Raw genomic sequence first — 15,898 nt, 5'->3', positions numbered from 1 at the left:
TCATGGACCGCCCGCGCCTCCGGGCAGGCCCCGGGTCACTCGGCCCCGGCGGCCTCGCCGGACTCGGCTTCGGTGTCCGCGTGCAGGCTCATCGGCCCGTAGATGCTCGTGGCATCCTCGAAGAGATGCACCTGGTCCGCGCCGCCCTCCAGGAGGTCCTTCCAGTGCTCGCCGATCCAGGACTCCGCATCGCCCTGCGTCGTGAACTCCTCGGGCGCCACGGCCGGTTCCACTTCGGTGCCATCGGCCTTCTCGAACCGCCACGTCCATGCGCTCACGCCAGCCTCCAAAGATCCGTCACAGCATCCGAGGGCCAAGTGACAGGGCCACCAGGCCGAAGAGCAGCCTAACCGGGCGCGCATCAGCGCGGAGGACGCGGGAGGATCGCCTTGTGGAAATGACTCTGCTCGGCACCGGCGCACCCGCCGGCCTGCCCCGGCCCGGCTGCCCCTGCGCCTCCTGCGCCGCGGCGCTCGGCGCGTACGCGCGCGCGGCGACCGCGGTCCTCGTGGACGGTGTCCTCCTGCTCGACCTCACCCCGGGTGCCGCCTTCGCCGCGGCCCGCTCCGGCCACTCCCTCGCCGGAGTGCAGCAGGTACTGCTCTCGCACCCGCATGACGGCCCCGCCGTCGAGCACCCGGCCGGACTCCCGACCGCCGGACGCGTACCCGACGGGCGTGAGCTGGCGCTGCTCGAGGGACACCGGGTACGGGCGATCTCCCTCGACTCCCCCGGCACGGGCTACGAGGTCACGGGCCCCGACGGCGAGTCGGTGCTGTATCTGCCGCCCGGTACCGCGCCCTCCGGGGTGGCCGAGCGGCGACAGCCGTACGACATGGTGGTGGCCGACGTGCTCGGCCGCCCGGACGCCCTCGCGAAGCTGCGGGCGGGCGGCGCCGTGACAGCGACCACGGACGTCCTCGCGGTCCACATCGACCACGACACCCCGCCCGGGCCCGAACTCGACCGCCGGCTCGCCGCGGCGGGCGCGCGGGCCGTGCGCGACGGTACGACGGTCGTGGTCGGCGAGTACCACGCCGTACCCGATCTGCCGCGGCGCACGCTGGTGCTCGGCGGGGCGCGATCGGGCAAGTCCGTGGAGGCCGAGCGCAGGCTCGAGTCGTTCCCGGAGGTCGTGTACGTGGCCACGGGTGGCGTGCGCGGCGGGGACTCGGAATGGGCCGAGCGGATCAGGCTGCACCGCGAACGCCGGCCCGGCTCATGGCGTACGACGGAGACCTGCGATCTCGTGCCGCTGCTGCAGGAGGACGGGCCGCCACTGCTCATCGACTGTCTGTCGCTGTGGCTCACCGACGCGATGGACAAGGTCGAGGCCTGGGACGACGCGAAGTGGGCGGCGGGCGGCGACCGCGCCCTGCGCGAGCATGTGGCCGAACTGGTGGACGCGGTACGCCAGTCGGACCGGACGGTCGTGGCGGTCTCGAACGAGGTGGGCTCCGGTGTCGTACCCGCGACCGCTTCGGGGCGGCGCTTCCGCGATGAACTCGGGCGGCTGAACGCGGCGTTCGCGGGTGAGTGCGAGCATGTGCTGCTTGTGGTGGCGGGGCAGGTGATGGTGCTGCGCGGGTGAGGCGGGGTTTCGTTCGCACCCCGCCTCACCCCCCCCCGCAGCACGCGCCGTTGTCAGCAGCCGGACGCCGTGTACTCGCCGCTCTCAGCAGCCGGACGCCGTGTACACGACCTCGTCCGTCTCCATCGCGCCCCAGGCCAGTTCACGCAGGAGGGCGAGCGTGCCCGCCTCGGGGGCGATGACCTCGGTCCCGCGCCGTGCGTACGCGCGCGCCAACTCGCCGCCACGCCCTCCCACCGGCGCCCACGGCCCCCAGTGCACGGTCAGCGTGCGGGTGCCGGTGGCATGCAGCCAGCGGCGGCCGAGCCGGGCGAGGGCGTCGTCCGCCGCGGTGTGATCGGCCTGGCCGCGGTTGCCGAGTACGGCGTCGAGCGAGCCGAACAGGACGGTGAAACGCGGCAGTTGCGGCATCCGGTGCAGGGCGGCGAGCAGGATCCGCGCGCCGTCGGCCTTCGTCCCGTACACCCGCCGGAACGAGTCCTCGTCCTTCTCGACGAGCAGCCGGTCCTCGGTGGCGCCGGCACCGTGCACGACGCCGTCGATCCGTCCGTACGTCGTGTACGTCTCCTTGACCGCCTGCCGTACGGCCGCCGCGTCCCGCAGGTCGACCGCGCGGTAACCGGCCGTACCGCCCGCGTCGTGGATCTCGGCGAGGGTGCGTTCGATCTCGCGCTGGGCGAGGATCCGGCGGACGGCCCGCTCGACCTCGTCGGAGCCGAGGCCACCACGCCCGCTCAGCGCCTCACGCAGCGCCGCCGGATCGCGCGCGTCCGTGAACTCATCCGGGAACTGCGGCAGTTCGGTCCGGCCGAGCAGCTCGATACGGCAGCGTGCGGCGGCGGCGAAGGCGACCGCGCAGCGGGCGGTGATGCCTCGGGCGCCGCCGGCCAGGAGGACCACGGAATCCGGGCCGAGCCCGAGGGCGCTCGCCGCGGCGGCGGCGCCCGTCTCGGCCTGGGCGCCGAGATCCTGGGCCTGCGGGGAGAGCCCGAAGCGTTCGCGCCGCGCGCGGCCGATGCCCTCCGACGGGGTGGCGCGCAGAACGACGGGCTCCCGGTCGGGCGCGAGCAGTTCCTCGACGATCACCTCGGCCTGCTCGGCGGGCCCGCGGGCGGGGTCCACCTCCACGCTCCGGGCGATGGTGTCGGGATGCTCGCGGGCGACCGTACGGAAGAAGCCGGCGAGTCCGCAGGCGTCGTTGCCGTCGTGCACGGCGAGCAGCCAGCGGGCGCCGCCGCGCAGGGCGTCCCGGAACAGCGGGAACGCGTCCGGCAGCACGGGCCCGGCGCCCTCCCCCAGCGCCCCGACATGCACGACCCCGTCGACCCCGCCGCCGTCGACGCCCCTCAGCGCAACGGCCCCCAGCACGGTCAGCCGCGTCACCACCGCCTGCGCCACGGCACTCCCGTCCCCGACCACCAGAAACCGCCGTCCCCGCACATCGGCGGCGGATCCGGTTCGGGGGGCAGGGGCGTTGGTGAGGGGGGTGGGGGTGAGGAGGTAGCGCCTGGGGGTGGTGAGGGTTGGGGCGGGTTCGGTGGGCGTGGAGGAGGGGGCGGCGGGTTCGGTGGGGGAAGAGGCGGCGTCTGGTTCGGTGGAGGAAGAGGCGGCGTCTGGTTCGGTGGTGGAGGAGCTCAGGTCCGGGGTGGTGGGGGCTGTGGACGTGCGGTCCTCGGCGCGGGCCGGTTCGGAGGGCTGACGCAGGGCAGATGGCTCCCCGGCGGGGGCTCGCTCCGGAGCCGGTTCCGGGCCGGTGGGATCAGTTGCGGAGGTGGTCCCGGGAGCGCGATCAGAGCTGGTCGGGTCCACCTCGGATACGGACTCCTCGGACAGCTCCGGACCGGTCGGGGCCGTCGCGAAGAGGGGCTGGTCGGGCTGGTCAGGGGTGGTTGGGTCGGATGCCTGCGCGGGTTGGGCGACCGCGGCCGTGGCGGCCGGGTCGGGCGCGAGTTCGGGTTGGGCAGCCGGGGCGGCCGAGGCGTCTAGGTGTGCAGTTCCCAGGGCTTGGTCCGGGGTGGTGAGGCGGTCAGCGCCCGCGGAGGCCCGGGGCAGCTCCGGTGCGGTGGGCCCCGCCGGCTGCTCGCCGTCCTGCGGCTGGGTGGGTTGCGGTCGTACGGGGGTGAGGTCCTGTCGTCGTACGGGGGACGCGTCCTGCTCGCGTACGGGAGACGCTTCCTCCTCGCGTACGGGCTCGGCGCCCGGCTGCGGTACCGGATGGGCGGGCACCGGCCGTACGGCGGTGGGCTCCATGGCAGCGGGAGCGGCGTGCGGGTCGGCGGCTGTGGCGTTCGGGGCTCCGTCCGCCCCGGGAGTGACGGGCGCGGGGGTGATCCAGGCGGGGTCCTCGGTGGGGTCGCCGACGAGGAGGCCGTCCGGGGCGAAGGCGCCCTCGATGCCGTCTGCAGAAGATGACGAGGCCTCAGGCCCCGCTTCGGGCAGCGAAGCCTCGGTGCCTGTCGTGGGTGCGGGGTCCGCGGGGTTCGTCGCGGGCGCCGGGACTGCGGGGACCGCCGCAGGCCTGGAGGCCTCGGGGCCAAGCAGGGGTTCCGCCGTCCCAGGGCCTGGCGCATCCACGGGAAACGCGAGGCTCATCGGGATCGCCGAGACCATGGAATCTGCCTCGTGCTCCGAGACCTCGGGGTCCGTCACAGGCGCCGAGTCCGCGAGGTCTGCCGCAGGCTCTGCGGCCTCAGGGCCATGCGCCGGCTCCGCCATCTCAGCCTCCGGCACATCCACGGAAGCCGCGAGGCCCGCCGAGATCGCCGAGATCGCTGAGATCGCTGAGATCGCTGAGATCGCTGAGACCATGGAATCTGCCTCGGGCGCAGAGTCCCCGAGCTCCGAGCCGGGCTCCGCAGCCCCGAGTCCGGTCGCAGGGGCCGGGAGAGCTGAGGTCGTCGCAGGGGCCGGGACCGTGAGGTCCGGCGCAGGTGCAGACTCCGGACCCGGCACAGGGACCGAAATCCCCGCGGGCGTCCCGGGCGTCCAGACCCCCGGGTCGGTCGCGGGCGCCGAGACCACGGGAGTCGCCGCGGTCGCCGGGAGCCAGAAAGCTGCCGGACTCGCTGTCGGGTGGTGGCGAGTCGGGCGCCGGGGGAGGCCGGTGGCCGTGCGGTCGGGGTGGTCGTCGGCCGCACGGGGCGGCTCGGCGAGCGGGGCGACGGAGCGGGGCTCGGCCCGCGAGGAAGCAGGTGTGGGCTTGGCCCCCACGGGAACGGGGGCGGGTTCGGCACCCGAAGTGGCGAGGGTGGGCTCGGCCAGCGAAGTGGCGGGCGTGGGCCCGGCGTTCAGGTGCGGGCGGGACGGAGTGACCGCCACTCCGGCAGCGAACAGGCGTGCCAGCACTTCGACGTGACCGCGCAGCCCGGCCTCGGCGCCGGGTTCGAAAGGCACGACCGTGTGGGGGCGTTCGCCCAGGATCCGGCCGACCCGGACGGTGAGCTCCGTGCCGGGCCCGGCCGTGACGAAGACGCGCGCCCCCGCCTCGTACATCGCCTCGACCCGCTCGGCGAAGGGCGCCGGCGCGTCGGTCGGCTCCGCGAGGTGGACCCGTACCTCCGCGTCGAGCCCCGGTTCCCCGGGGAGGGCCGCGGACATGCCGACGACAGCGACGTCCGGCGCGGGGAGCGTCACCTCCGACGCCGGTTCAGAGCCCGTCCCGGGTGCCGGTTCAGGGGCCGTCCCGGGTGCCGGTTCAGAGCCCGTCCCGGCTACCGGTTCAGGGGCCGGCGGAGCCCCCGTCGCGGCCGCATCCGCAGTCTCGGGCGGCCCGTACGAGGGCTCGGGCTCGCTCGCCCCGTGCGCGGGCTCGGTGCCGTGCTCGGGCTCGGCCCCGTATGAGGACCCCGTGCCGTACAAGGACCCCATGCCGTACGCCACCGGTGCCTCGGCCGGAGTTGCCGTCGCGTGCTCGGGTGCGGTCGGGGACGCGGCCGTGGGTCCGTTCGCAGGCGGGGCCTCGGTCACCGCACCCGTGCGAAGCCCTCGTACGCGCCGTGCGTAGAAGTCCGCCGCCCGTTCGGCGACCCCGTCGTGCAGTGCGGCGACCGTCGTGGTCGTCGCGCGCAGTGCCGCCACCTCGCCGGCCGCGAAGAGCCCTTCGGCGGTCTGGCGTTGCTCGTCCACGTCGACGAGTTCCTCGCCGGCGCGTTCGATGCCCTTGGCGGCCATCCTCAGCCGTTCCGCGATCAGCCGTTCCAGCTCCTGCCGGGCCTGCCGCTCCGGCACACCCTGTTCCCGCAGGTCGTCCTGGTACGAGGGATACGCGGCGGTGAACCTGCTGGGTACGCAGCGGGTGGCGTGCCCGGGTGCGGTGTGCAGGAGTGTGGTGGACCTGGCGTCCAGCACGGCCTCCTGGAACCGCGGCCGGATCGCACCGCGGCTCACGGCCTCCTCGGTGAAGAGATACGCGGTCCCCATCAGGACCCCGGTGGAGACGCCGCGCGCGGCGAGCGGCGCGGAGAGGGCGGCAACCATCGCGGCGGAGCGTTCGTCGTGGATTCCGCCCGCGAAGAGGATCTGCAGCTCGGCCGGATCCAGGCCATCCCGGCTCTCCCGACCGGCGGCCAGGAAGTCCTCCAGTACGGCAAGCTGGGCCTCCCACAGCGGGAAACTGCCCAGCGCCCCGACCACCCCGCCGCCCTCCGCCCCCGCGAAGACGAACCGTCGCGCGCCTGCCGCCAGGAAGTCCTCGAGCAGTCGGGGCGAGGGGACGTGCAGGAACGTGGCGATGCCGTCCGCTTCGAGTGCGGCGGCCTGTTCGGGGCGGCCGCCCTCGATGACGGCGTGGCTGGGACGCAGTGCGCGTACGGCATCGAGCTGGGCGGTACGAACCGCTTCGGGCGCCGTACCGAGGAGGCCGACACCCCAGGGGCGGCCGTCGAGCGCGGCGCGGGTCCGCTCCAGCATCGTGCGGGTCTGCTCGGGCCCGGCGAGGGCGAGCGCGAGGAACGGCAGCGCGCCGCCGTCCGCGACGGCCTCGGCGAAGCGGGCCTGGTCGCTCACGTGGGTCAGGGGCCCCTGGGCGATGGGCAGCGTGGTGCCGAGCGCGCGGCACATGCCGCTGCCTCCGCGCAGGGCGGCCGGGTCGGTGCGTACGGCCTCGTCGATCGCCCGGGTGAGGGCCGCGAGCGCGGCGGGGACGGTGCCGTAGCGGTCGGCGAACCGGGCCGCGAGGAAGGCGTCCTGACCGAGCGGCAGGAAACCGCTCCCGTGCAGGGCCGGGGGCAGTCCGGGACGGCGGCGGTCGAGTACGCGTTCGCCGCCGACGACGACGGTCTCGCTGCCGTCGGCGGCACGGAGCAGGGTGGCGATGTCGGGAGCGAGCGCACCCACGCCCACGCCCGCACCCACGCCCACGTCCGCACCCTCGCTCTCGCCGGCCGCCTCTCCCTCCCCTTCCCCGAGCAGCGCGAGCTGGACGTCGAGTACGACGCCCTCCGCGCCCGCGAGTACGGCGGCGGCCGCGGTGTGCGGGCCGATGCCGCCGCAGGCCCATACGGGGACGGTGCCGCCGAGGTCGGCGAGCACCTGCTGCAGCAGGACGAACGTCGACAGCTCGCCGCAGGGGCCCGCGCACTCACTGCCCCGTACGACCAGTCCAGCGGCACCCTCGCGCACCGCGCGTGCGGCCTCGGCGGCGCTGCGGACCTCCGCGAGCACGGTGTGGGTGGGGAACTGGCGTGCGCTCCAGGGGGCGTCGGGGGCGAGGAGGACGGTGTGCGGGCCTGCGGAGTCGCGCAGCGCCTCCGGCTGCAGGGTGCAGCGCGCCCCGATGCGGACACCGAAGGTCCCGGGCGACTGGCGGCGGGCGAGCGCGAGGGCCTCGCGGGCCTCGGGGCCGCCGCTGCCGAGGTCGAGGACCCCGAGTCCGCCGGCTCGGGAAACGGCGGCGGCGAGACGCACGTTGGGCTCACCGAACGGGCTGACACCGATGAGAGTCTGCGTCACGGAGCGGGCTCCTCTGTTCCGGGCACGTAATACGACAATCCAACTCAACCCGCCCCCACAGTGATCCCCCGACCGCCACGCCCAGACCCCCCGGTCGGGTGCTTCGCATGGCGTAACCACCCCGACCCCACCCACACCCGCGCCATGGGGCAGCGGCGTAATGCGATGTCCTTTGACGGCGAAGCTAGTCGTGTGCAGCTCGCTGGCCTGCGGCGACTGGATAGGACGTCAACGAGTTGTCGGACGCAGGGCCAGACTGGAACCCGCCTTCAATTCGAAGGGCGAGCACCCGGGCGTGTGGTACGTTCGACGAGTTCGTGTTGATCCAGGTTGAGGATGAAAGGGAGGTGGGGCTGATGGCCGCGCTTAAGGCCACTGCGATGCGCAGCGCCCGGACCGCCCTCACGTCCCGGGCGACGGTCTGACCTCGTCATCCCTGCCCCGCTGAGAGCGTGAGCTCGCGCGGCATTCCCCTGCACGAACCTCACCATGAAACGGATTCATCCCGTCATGCGTACCCACAGCAACTGGATCACCCGCGCCGAGACCGGCGCCGACATCGCCGCCATCCGTGGGATCAACCTCGCCGCGTTCGAGACGCCGATGGAGGCCGACCTCGTCGACGCCCTGCGCGCCGACTCCTCCTGGATCGACGGCCTCTCCCTCGTCTCCACCGGCGCGGACGGCACCCCCGTCGGCCACGCCCTGCTGACCCGCTGCCACATCGGCGACACCCCGGGCCTGTGCCTGGCCCCGTGCGCCGTACGGCCCGAGTACCAGAAGAGCGGCGCCGGTTCGGCCGCCATCCGCGCCGCCCTCCAGGCCGCCAAGGGCATGGGCGAGAACTACGTCACCGTCCTTGGACACCCGACGTACTACCCGCGCTTCGGCTTCACCCGCGCCTCAACTCATGGCATCGGCCTGACCATTGACGTCCCGGACGAGGCCATGATGGCCCTCACCCTGGACGAGACCCACCCACTCCCCAGCGGCACCGTCCGCTACGCAGCACCCTTCGGCATCTAGGGCGTGTCTGGAGTTCCCCCGTGGAGCAAGGAGCGACGCCTGGCGCCGTCGAATCCAAGGCGGAGGAGGGAGTCATGGCGAATGGGGCCTCCCCTGCTCGAGCGGAGCCGAGAGCTTGGGGAACATGGCGACTGACGACAACGCAGGAGGCCGGGGGTACCCCCTGCTCGAAGAGCTTGGGGGAGGTGCCAGGCGCCGCGACGCCGCGGGGGAACTCCAGGCAGGCCCTAACAGCCCGACCTGCCGTGCGAGGGAGACCACTCCGGTCTCCCTCGCACGACGCTCAGGTTGGCAGCGCATGTGGGGACTCGAATCGGCCGGGTTCGCTGAGCTCTTGCTCGCGGACCCGGGACGATCGGGGTGCCCCCCGGCCCGGTAACGTTCACCCGCTTGACTCCCTCCCCCTCCCAGTAGGAGGGGGGGTTCCTACGGCTCGCGCCGTGGGGTTTTCTGCTTCGCCGCCGACTGCCCGCCCGGAGCGCTCCGTTGAGGTCTTACACCGGCTCCACAGACAGACGCCGTCAGCCCGACGGCCAGAATGTTGTTCGCCGCGTTCACGTCCCTGTCATGGGTCGTGCCACAGTTGTCGCACGTCCAGGTGCGGACGGTGAGCGGCATCCTGCGCTGCAAGGTGCCGCAGGCGGAGCACAGTTTGGAGGAGGGAAAGAAGCGGTCGATCGCGATCACTTCTCGGCCGTACCAGGCCGCCTTGTACTCCAGCATGTTCCGGAAGTCCGACCAGGCGGCATCGGAGATGGCGCGGGCCAGACTGCCGTTCTTCACCATGTTCCGAACGGCGAGGTCCTCGATCACGATCGTTTGGTTCTCACGAACGAGCCGAGTGGTGAGTTTGTGCAGGTGGTCACGCCTGCGGTCGGCGATCCGGGCGTAGATCTTGGCCACCTTCCGACGCGCCTTGGCCCGGTTCGCCCCGTCCCCCTTGGCCTTGCGGGCAAGCTGACGCTGGGCCCTGGCGAGACGGTCGCGGTCGCGGCGCTCGTGCCGGGGGTTGGAGACCTTCTCACCGGTCGAAAGGGTCAGCAGGTGGTCCAGGCCCATATCGATACCGACCGCCGTGCCGGTGGCGGGCAGCGGCTGGACGGTGGGGTCCTCGCACAGCAGGGACACGAACCAGCGTCCGGCCGCGTCCTGCGACACGGTCACCGTGGACGGCGACGCACCCTCCGGCAGCGGACGCGACCAGACGATGTCCAGCGGCCGAGTCATCTTCGCCAGTGTCAGCCAGCCATCGCGGAATCGGAAGGCGCTGGTGGTGTACTCCGCCGACTTCCGCGACTTCTTCTTCGACTTGAAGCGCGGGTACTTCGCCCGCTTGCTGAAGAAGTTATGGAACGCCGTCTGCAGGTGCCGCAGGGCCTGCTGCAACGGCACGGAGGAGACGTCATTGAGGTACGCGAGCTCCTCGGTCTTCTTCCAGGCCGTCAGCATCGCCGACGTCTGGTTGTAGTTCACCCGCTCCTGCCGCGCCCACGCCTCCGTGCGCGCCGCGAGCGCCAGGTTGTAGACCTTCCGCACGCAGCCGAACGTGCGCGACAGCTCAGCCGCCTGAGCATCGGTCGGATAGAAGCGGTACTTGAAAGCCCGCTTCACAGGAACGGCCTTCACGGCTCACATGCTAGCCCATCAGCTTGTGACAGAGTTCCGTTGGTTGAGGAAAGTCGCCGGCTCCACCCTGGCGGCGAACTCGACCTTCCCCGCCCTGCTCCACAGGAGCTTCGTTTGCTCCCCGCCGCAAAGGACGGGGTATCCACGGAGGAGAGACGCCGATGAGCGCGCTGAATCTCGATGACTTCGCCGATCTGGTCGAGCGCCCCGACGGGGGCGTACGCCGCGATGCCGAGGAGCGCCGCGGCCGCCTCGCCGTACCCCCCGGCGCGCTCGGCCGCCTCGACGACCTCGGCGGCTGGCTCGCCGCCGCACAGGGCGCCGTTCCGGTGCGGCCGGTCCGCCACCCCAAGGTGCTGCTCTTCGCGGGCGATCACGGCATCGCCGAGGCCGGCGTCTCCGTACGGCGCCCCGGCAGCGCGCAGGATCTGGTGCGCGCCGTACTCGACGGGTCGAGCCCCGTCGCCGTACTCGCCCGCCAGTCCGGCGTACCCGTGCGCGTCGCGGACATCTCCCTGGACTGCGAGCCCGGCACACTCCCCGCCGAGACCGCAGGTCACCACGTCCGACGCGGATCGGGCCGGATCGACGTCGAGGACGCCCTCACGGCCGAGGAGGCCGAGGCTGCCTTCCGCGCCGGTATGGCGATCGCCGACGAGGAGGCCGACGCGGGCACGGACCTGGTCGTACTCGGCGATCTCAGCGTCGGCGGCACCACCCCGGCCGCGGTCCTGATCGCGGCTCTCTGCGGCACCGACGCCTCAGTGGTGACGGGCCGCGGCGGCCGCCCCATCGACGATCTGGCGTGGATGCGCAAGTGCGCCGCGATCCGTGACGCGCTGCGCCGCGCCCGTCCCGTACTGGGCGATCAACTCACTCTCCTGCAGACGGTCGGCGGCGCCGATCTCGCCGCGCTCACCGGTTTTCTGCTGCAGAGCGCGGTCCGGCATACGCCGGTGATCCTGGACGGCGTGGTCACGGCGGCCGCGGCCCTGGTGGCCCAGCGGATCGCGTTCCGTTCGCCCGACTGGTGGCTGGCCGGACAGACGAGTGGCGAGCCGGGGCAGGCGAAGGCCTTCGACCGTCTCGCCCTCGACCCGCTGCTCGCGCACGGTGTCACGGCGGGCGAGGGCACGGGCGCGCTGCTCGCCCTGCCGCTCGTCCAGGCGGCGGCGGCTCTGGCGGCCGAGCTCCCGGTGCCCGAAGCGGCGCCCGCGCCCACGGCCGAGGACGCCGATACCGATACCGATACCGGCACCAGCACCGACACCGACACCGACACCAAGGTCGCGGACACCGTCTGAGCGTCCGTCACCCCGCACCGCACAGCGCCCATTTACCCCATATCATCCGGTTCACCCCATAGGATCGCCCCTCATGGGAGAGGCCGGACGCGAGCCGCACCCCGGCGGCGCCCCACACCGCCCGCCGCCGGCGTCCGCACGCGCACGGATGGCGCGCGTACGGGCGCTGGTGACGCGCGCACGGAAGCTCGCCGCCGCGGAGTGGGGCCCGCTGTACCGGGCCGTACGCGAGGGGATCGCCGCCGACCGGTGGCGTGCGATCCCGGTGACGCTGGCCGCCGTATGCCTCACGGCGCTGCTGCACTACGTGCAGAACCACGGCCCGGCGGGCTACCGGTTCGTGCAGGACATCGGCTCCGTACGCGCCGAGGACCCGCTCTGGCTCGCCCTCCTGCGCACCCCGCTCTCGCTCTTCGTACCGGCGCTCGACCTGCCCGCCTGGGGTGCGCTCGGCCAGCTTCTCCTGGTCTTCGGGATCGCGGAGATCACGCTCGGCCGCCGGCGGATGCTCGCCCTCGCCTACGCGGCGACGCTGGCCGGAACGCTGTACGCGCGGCTGGGGATCCGGCTCGGCGAGGACCGGCCGCTGGGGCTGCCCGCCTCGTACGCGCAGGTGGTCGACACGGGCCCCTCGGCCGCGGTGGTGGGGCTTGCCGTCTGTGTGTGCTGGCGCCACCGGGCCTGGTTCACGATGGCCGTGGTGATCGGCGCGATGGCCGTCGAGCTGGTGGTCGAGGACAATCTCGCGGGCCGGGAGCATCTGGCGGCGATCCTCGTGGTGCTGGTGCTGTGCGGCGTATCTGAATGGCGTCAGCCGCGGTCTTCGGGGGCGGGCCCCTTCGGCTCCGGCTCGAAGCGGCCGCCAAGGAGTTCGTGAAACCTGCGCCGCGGCTTCGCCCAGCGGCGGTCGTGACGGTAGGCGCGCAGGCCGCCCTTGGAGCGGGCGCGCGGACGGTGGCGGTAGAAGAGCTTCCACCAGGGCGAACCGGGCCGGGCCAGCCGGACGGCGCCGATCAGCGCCACGAGCGGCACCACGATCCCGATCATCGCGAGGCGTGGTTTGCCCTTGCCCAGGGCGATCAGGGCGAAGAAGAAGTTCAACGCGGTGTTCATCACGACGAGGACCCGGCTGTGCCGTTCCTCGGGGGTGAGTTCGTCGACGCCGAACGGCAGGAATCCGCCGAGCACCAGCGCCACCAGGGCCGCGGTGAGCACCACGATCTCGACGCTCTTGCGGCCCGCCTCGCTCCAGTACACGTCGTCGAGGTGCAGGATCAGCGCGAATTCGTCGAGCACAAGACCGGCGCCGAGCCCGAAGAGGACCGCGGAGAGCAGGGAGGCGAAGTTGTGCCGCCCGGCGGCGACGGCGCCGAAGCCGCCGATGATCGTCAGGATGATGCCGGGCACGACATGGTGGATGTGCAGCTCGCCGGCCTTCACGTTCCCGAAGGGGCCCTTGCCCGCCCGGATCATCCGGGTGATGACCCGCGTCACCAGGAACGCCAGGACGAACGACACCAGCGCGAGCAGCAGCGGCAGCTTTCCCGGTTCGACGATGTTCCGGTACCACCAGTGACCCACGCCACGCCCTCCCGAAATACCTGATCCGCTCTGCCCGGGATTCATGCCATACGCGCCATTTAACGCCCGTCGTCGACGGTTAGCCTGCCGCGGTGACGCAACAGGACCCCGCCGACCCCGCCCCCTTCTCCGCCGGACTGCGCTTCGCCTTCGGCACGCTGACCGTCCTCCCGGTGCGGGTGGAGCGCTGGGACCGGGCGGCCGCGCGTGTCGGCATGCTGTGCGCGCCGCTCGCGGGCCTGGTCGTCGGGCTCTGCTCGGCCACGGCCGGCGGGGCGCTGCTCCTCCTGGGTGCGGGCCCACTGCTCGCCGCGGTCGCGACGGCGGCCGTGCCCGCGCTCCTCACCCGGGCGCTGCACCTCGACGGGCTCGCGGACACGGCGGACGGCCTGGGCAGCGGAAAACCGGCCGATGCGGCGCTGGCGGTCATGAAGCGCTCCGACATCGGCCCGTTCGGCGTCATCACGCTGCTGTTCGTGCTGCTCGCCCAGGTCGCGGTGCTTGTCCAGGTGTACGGGGAGCAGGGCTGGGCGGCCGGTGCCGTCGCGGTGACGGTGGCTCATGTCGCCGGGCGCACCGCCCTCGTACTCGCCTCGCGTCCTTCGGTGCCCGCCGCGCGGCCGGAGGGGCTGGGCGCGGCGGTCGCCGGAACGGTGCCGCCGCGGTCCGCGGCAGTGGTCGCCGCGCTGGTCATGTGCCTCGCGGGCGCGGCGGGTTACGGCACGGTGGGGCCGGTGCACGCGATGCTCGCCGTCGTGGGTGCGCTGGCCGTGGCCGAGCTGCTGCTGCGGCGGTGCGTGCGGCGGTTCGGTGGAATCACCGGCGATGTCTTCGGGGCGGCGGCGGAGGTCGCGGTCACGGCGGCGCTCGTGGCCCTCGCGCTGGGCTGAGAGCCTGCCCCACGAGGCCGCCCGCCATGTCGTACGAGGGGTGGCTGCCATGTCCTACGAGGGGTGGCGGCCAGGTCCTACGAGGGTGCCGGCCCACGTCGTACGACGGTGTCGGCGGCGTCTCCTCCAGCGATGACGCACACCGCAGGCACCTCACGACCACCGCAAGCGTAGGCTCACGGAGGGACACCACCCCACAAACCAACGGAAGAGAGAACTCACCACCGTGACTGCTCTGAGCCTCAGCACCGCCGCCGCTGTCGGCCTGAAGGCCGACGCACTCGTCGTCGGAGTCGCCAAGGGCGACAAGGGCCCGGTCGTCGCCCCCGGCGCCGAAGCCGTCGAGAAGGCCTTCGGCGGCAAGCTCGCCGCCGTCCTCGAGACCCTCGGCGCCTCGGGCGGCGAGGGCGAGGTGACCAAGGTTCCCTCGCCCGACGGCGTGAAGGCCCCGCTCGTCCTCGCGGTCGGGCTCGGTGCGGCGCCGAAGAAGGACTCCTCGTACGACACCGAGGCACTGCGCCGCGCCGCGGGCGCCGCCGCCCGTGCCCTGGCCGGCTCGAAGAAGGCCGCCTTCGCGCTGCCCGTGGACGGGGCCGCCGAGGTGCAGGCGATCGGCGAGGGTGCGCTGCTCGGCGCGTACTCCTTCGTCGCGTACAAGGGGACCCCCGACAAGACCGGCGCCCAGGCGAACGGCAAGGCCGCCAAGGGCAAGGGCAAGGGTGCCAAGGGCCCGCTCGGCGAGGCCGTGATCCTCGGCTCGCGCGACAAGGCCGCGAAGGCCGCCCTTGAGCGTTCCGCCACCGTCGCCGAGGAGCTCAACCGCGCCCGCGACCTGGTCAACACCCCGCCGAACGACCTCAACCCGGAGGCCTTCGCCGCGATCGCGCAGGCCGCCGCGAAGGAACACGGCGTCAAGGTGCAGGTGCTCGACGAGAAGGCGCTCGTCAAGGGCGGCTTCGGCGGCATCCTCGGCGTCGGCGCGGGCTCGGCCTCCACGCCGCGTCTGGTGAAGCTCTCGTACACGCATGCCAAGGCGAAGAAGCACCTCGCGTTCGTCGGCAAGGGCATCACGTACGACTCGGGCGGCATCTCGCTGAAGCCGGCCGGGCACAACGAGACGATGAAGTGCGACATGGCCGGTGCCGCGACCGTGTTCGCCTCCGTCATGGCCGCCGCGCGGCTCGGCCTCGAGGTCAACGTCACCGGCTGGCTCGCGCTCGCCGAGAACATGCCCTCCGGCTCCGCGACGCGCCCCGGTGACGTCCTGCGGATGTACTCCGGCAAGACCGTCGAGGTGCTCAACACCGACGCCGAGGGCCGGCTCGTGCTGGCCGACGCGCTCGCCAAGGCCTCCGAGGACAAGCCCGACGCGATCGTGGACGTGGCGACGCTGACCGGCGCGATGATGGTGGCGCTCGGCTCCCGCACGTTCGGTGTCATGGCGAACGACGACGCGTTCCGTACCTCGCTGTACGAGATCGCCGAGGCCTCCGGGGAGCCGGCCTGGCCGATGCCGCTTCCCGAGCACCTCGTGAAGGGCATGGACTCGGCGACCGCCGACATCGCCAACATGGGCGAGCGGATGGGCGGCGGGCTCGTGGCCGGGCTGTTCCTGCGCGAGTTCGTGGGCGAGGGCATCACCTGGGCACACCTGGACATCGCCGGTCCGGCCTTCAACGACGGCTCGCCGTTCGGCTACACGCCGAAGGGCGGCACCGGCGCGGCGATGCGCACGCTGGTCGCCCTCGCGGAGCGCACGGCTTCCGGCGACCTCGGCTGAGGCTGCCTCCGCGCCGCAGCGCATACCGACGGCCCCGGGCGTGTGCCCGGGGCCGTTCGCGTCGGCGGCCGAAGCTCCCGCACCCCCACTACGCTGCACGAAGACAGCCGGTGTGATCGATCAGACGTCTCGCACCGCGGCCCGACGTCCC

General features: G+C 73.0%; 10 protein-coding genes. 6 read left to right on the top strand and 4 right to left on the bottom strand.

Annotated features, from left to right (window positions below):
- Positions 1–35 precede the first annotated feature (35 nt).
- Complete coding sequence (locus ACLF6P_RS15095) at positions 36–278, bottom strand: hypothetical protein (protein ID WP_415950771.1); 243 nt, start codon at positions 276–278, stop codon at positions 36–38.
- Positions 279–391: 113 nt separating this feature from the next.
- Here ACLF6P_RS15095 and ACLF6P_RS15090 point away from each other — a divergent pair, with 113 nt between their 5' ends.
- Positions 392–1,591, top strand: a complete 1,200-nt coding sequence (locus tag ACLF6P_RS15090) for a bifunctional adenosylcobinamide kinase/adenosylcobinamide-phosphate guanylyltransferase (RefSeq protein WP_415950770.1) — start codon at positions 392–394, stop codon at positions 1,589–1,591.
- Between the two features lie 84 nt (positions 1,592–1,675).
- Here the strand turns inward: ACLF6P_RS15090 and ACLF6P_RS15085 are convergent, their stop codons facing one another.
- Positions 1,676–7,540, bottom strand: coding sequence for an SDR family NAD(P)-dependent oxidoreductase (locus ACLF6P_RS15085; RefSeq protein ID WP_415950769.1), 5,865 nt, complete (start codon positions 7,538–7,540; stop codon positions 1,676–1,678).
- 510 nt (positions 7,541–8,050) lie between these two features.
- Between ACLF6P_RS15085 and ACLF6P_RS15080 the strand changes: the two genes are divergently transcribed.
- Positions 8,051–8,566 carry a GNAT family N-acetyltransferase gene (locus ACLF6P_RS15080; protein ID WP_415950768.1) on the top strand — a complete coding sequence of 172 codons (516 nt, stop codon included), beginning with the start codon at positions 8,051–8,053 and terminating at the stop codon, positions 8,564–8,566.
- Between the two features lie 426 nt (positions 8,567–8,992).
- Here ACLF6P_RS15080 and ACLF6P_RS15075 read toward each other — a convergent pair whose 3' ends face one another.
- Positions 8,993–10,192 (bottom strand): RNA-guided endonuclease InsQ/TnpB family protein, encoded by a 1,200-nt coding sequence (locus ACLF6P_RS15075; protein WP_415950767.1) that lies wholly within the window; start codon positions 10,190–10,192, stop codon positions 8,993–8,995.
- A 161-nt stretch (positions 10,193–10,353) separates the two neighbouring features.
- On the opposite strand from ACLF6P_RS15075, the gene cobT reads away from it, so the two are divergent.
- Positions 10,354–11,496 carry a nicotinate-nucleotide--dimethylbenzimidazole phosphoribosyltransferase gene (gene cobT, locus ACLF6P_RS15070; protein WP_415950766.1) on the top strand — a complete coding sequence of 381 codons (1,143 nt, stop codon included), beginning with the start codon at positions 10,354–10,356 and terminating at the stop codon, positions 11,494–11,496.
- 148 nt (positions 11,497–11,644) lie between these two features.
- Positions 11,645–12,373 (top strand): hypothetical protein, encoded by a 729-nt coding sequence (locus ACLF6P_RS15065; protein WP_415950952.1) that lies wholly within the window; start codon positions 11,645–11,647, stop codon positions 12,371–12,373.
- Here the strand turns inward: ACLF6P_RS15065 and ACLF6P_RS15060 are convergent.
- Positions 12,307–13,077, bottom strand: a complete 771-nt coding sequence (locus ACLF6P_RS15060; protein ID WP_415950765.1) for a hypothetical protein — start codon at positions 13,075–13,077, stop codon at positions 12,307–12,309. The genes ACLF6P_RS15065 and ACLF6P_RS15060 overlap by 67 nt on opposite strands.
- A gap of 92 nt (positions 13,078–13,169) precedes the next feature.
- On the opposite strand from ACLF6P_RS15060, the gene ACLF6P_RS15055 reads away from it, so the two are divergent.
- Together ACLF6P_RS15055 and ACLF6P_RS15050 are read left to right on the top strand one after the other, a co-directional pair.
- A complete protein-coding gene (locus ACLF6P_RS15055) occupies positions 13,170–13,967 on the top strand; it encodes an adenosylcobinamide-GDP ribazoletransferase (protein ID WP_415950764.1) in 798 nt (265 codons plus the stop codon).
- Positions 13,968–14,193: 226 nt separating this feature from the next.
- A complete protein-coding gene (locus ACLF6P_RS15050) occupies positions 14,194–15,747 on the top strand; it encodes a leucyl aminopeptidase (protein ID WP_415950763.1) in 1,554 nt (517 codons plus the stop codon).
- Positions 15,748–15,898 lie beyond the last annotated feature (151 nt).

This window comes from Streptomyces lothianensis (assembly GCF_047779955.1).
In the GTDB taxonomy this organism is placed as follows: Bacteria; Actinomycetota; Actinomycetes; order Streptomycetales; family Streptomycetaceae; genus Streptomyces.
Note: the sequence above shows the minus strand (reverse complement) of the source record. Positions and strands in the feature narration are given on the sequence as shown.

Excerpts from the sequence above, each read along its gene's own strand:
- cobT (WP_415950766.1), top strand. The coding sequence starts at position 10,354 with ATGAGCGCGCTGAATCTCGATGACTTCGCCGATCTGGTCGAGCGCCCC.
- ACLF6P_RS15080 (WP_415950768.1), top strand. The coding sequence starts at position 8,051 with ATGCGTACCCACAGCAACTGGATCACCCGCGCCGAGACCGGCGCCGAC.
- ACLF6P_RS15065 (WP_415950952.1), top strand. The coding sequence starts at position 11,645 with ATGGCGCGCGTACGGGCGCTGGTGACGCGCGCACGGAAGCTCGCCGCC.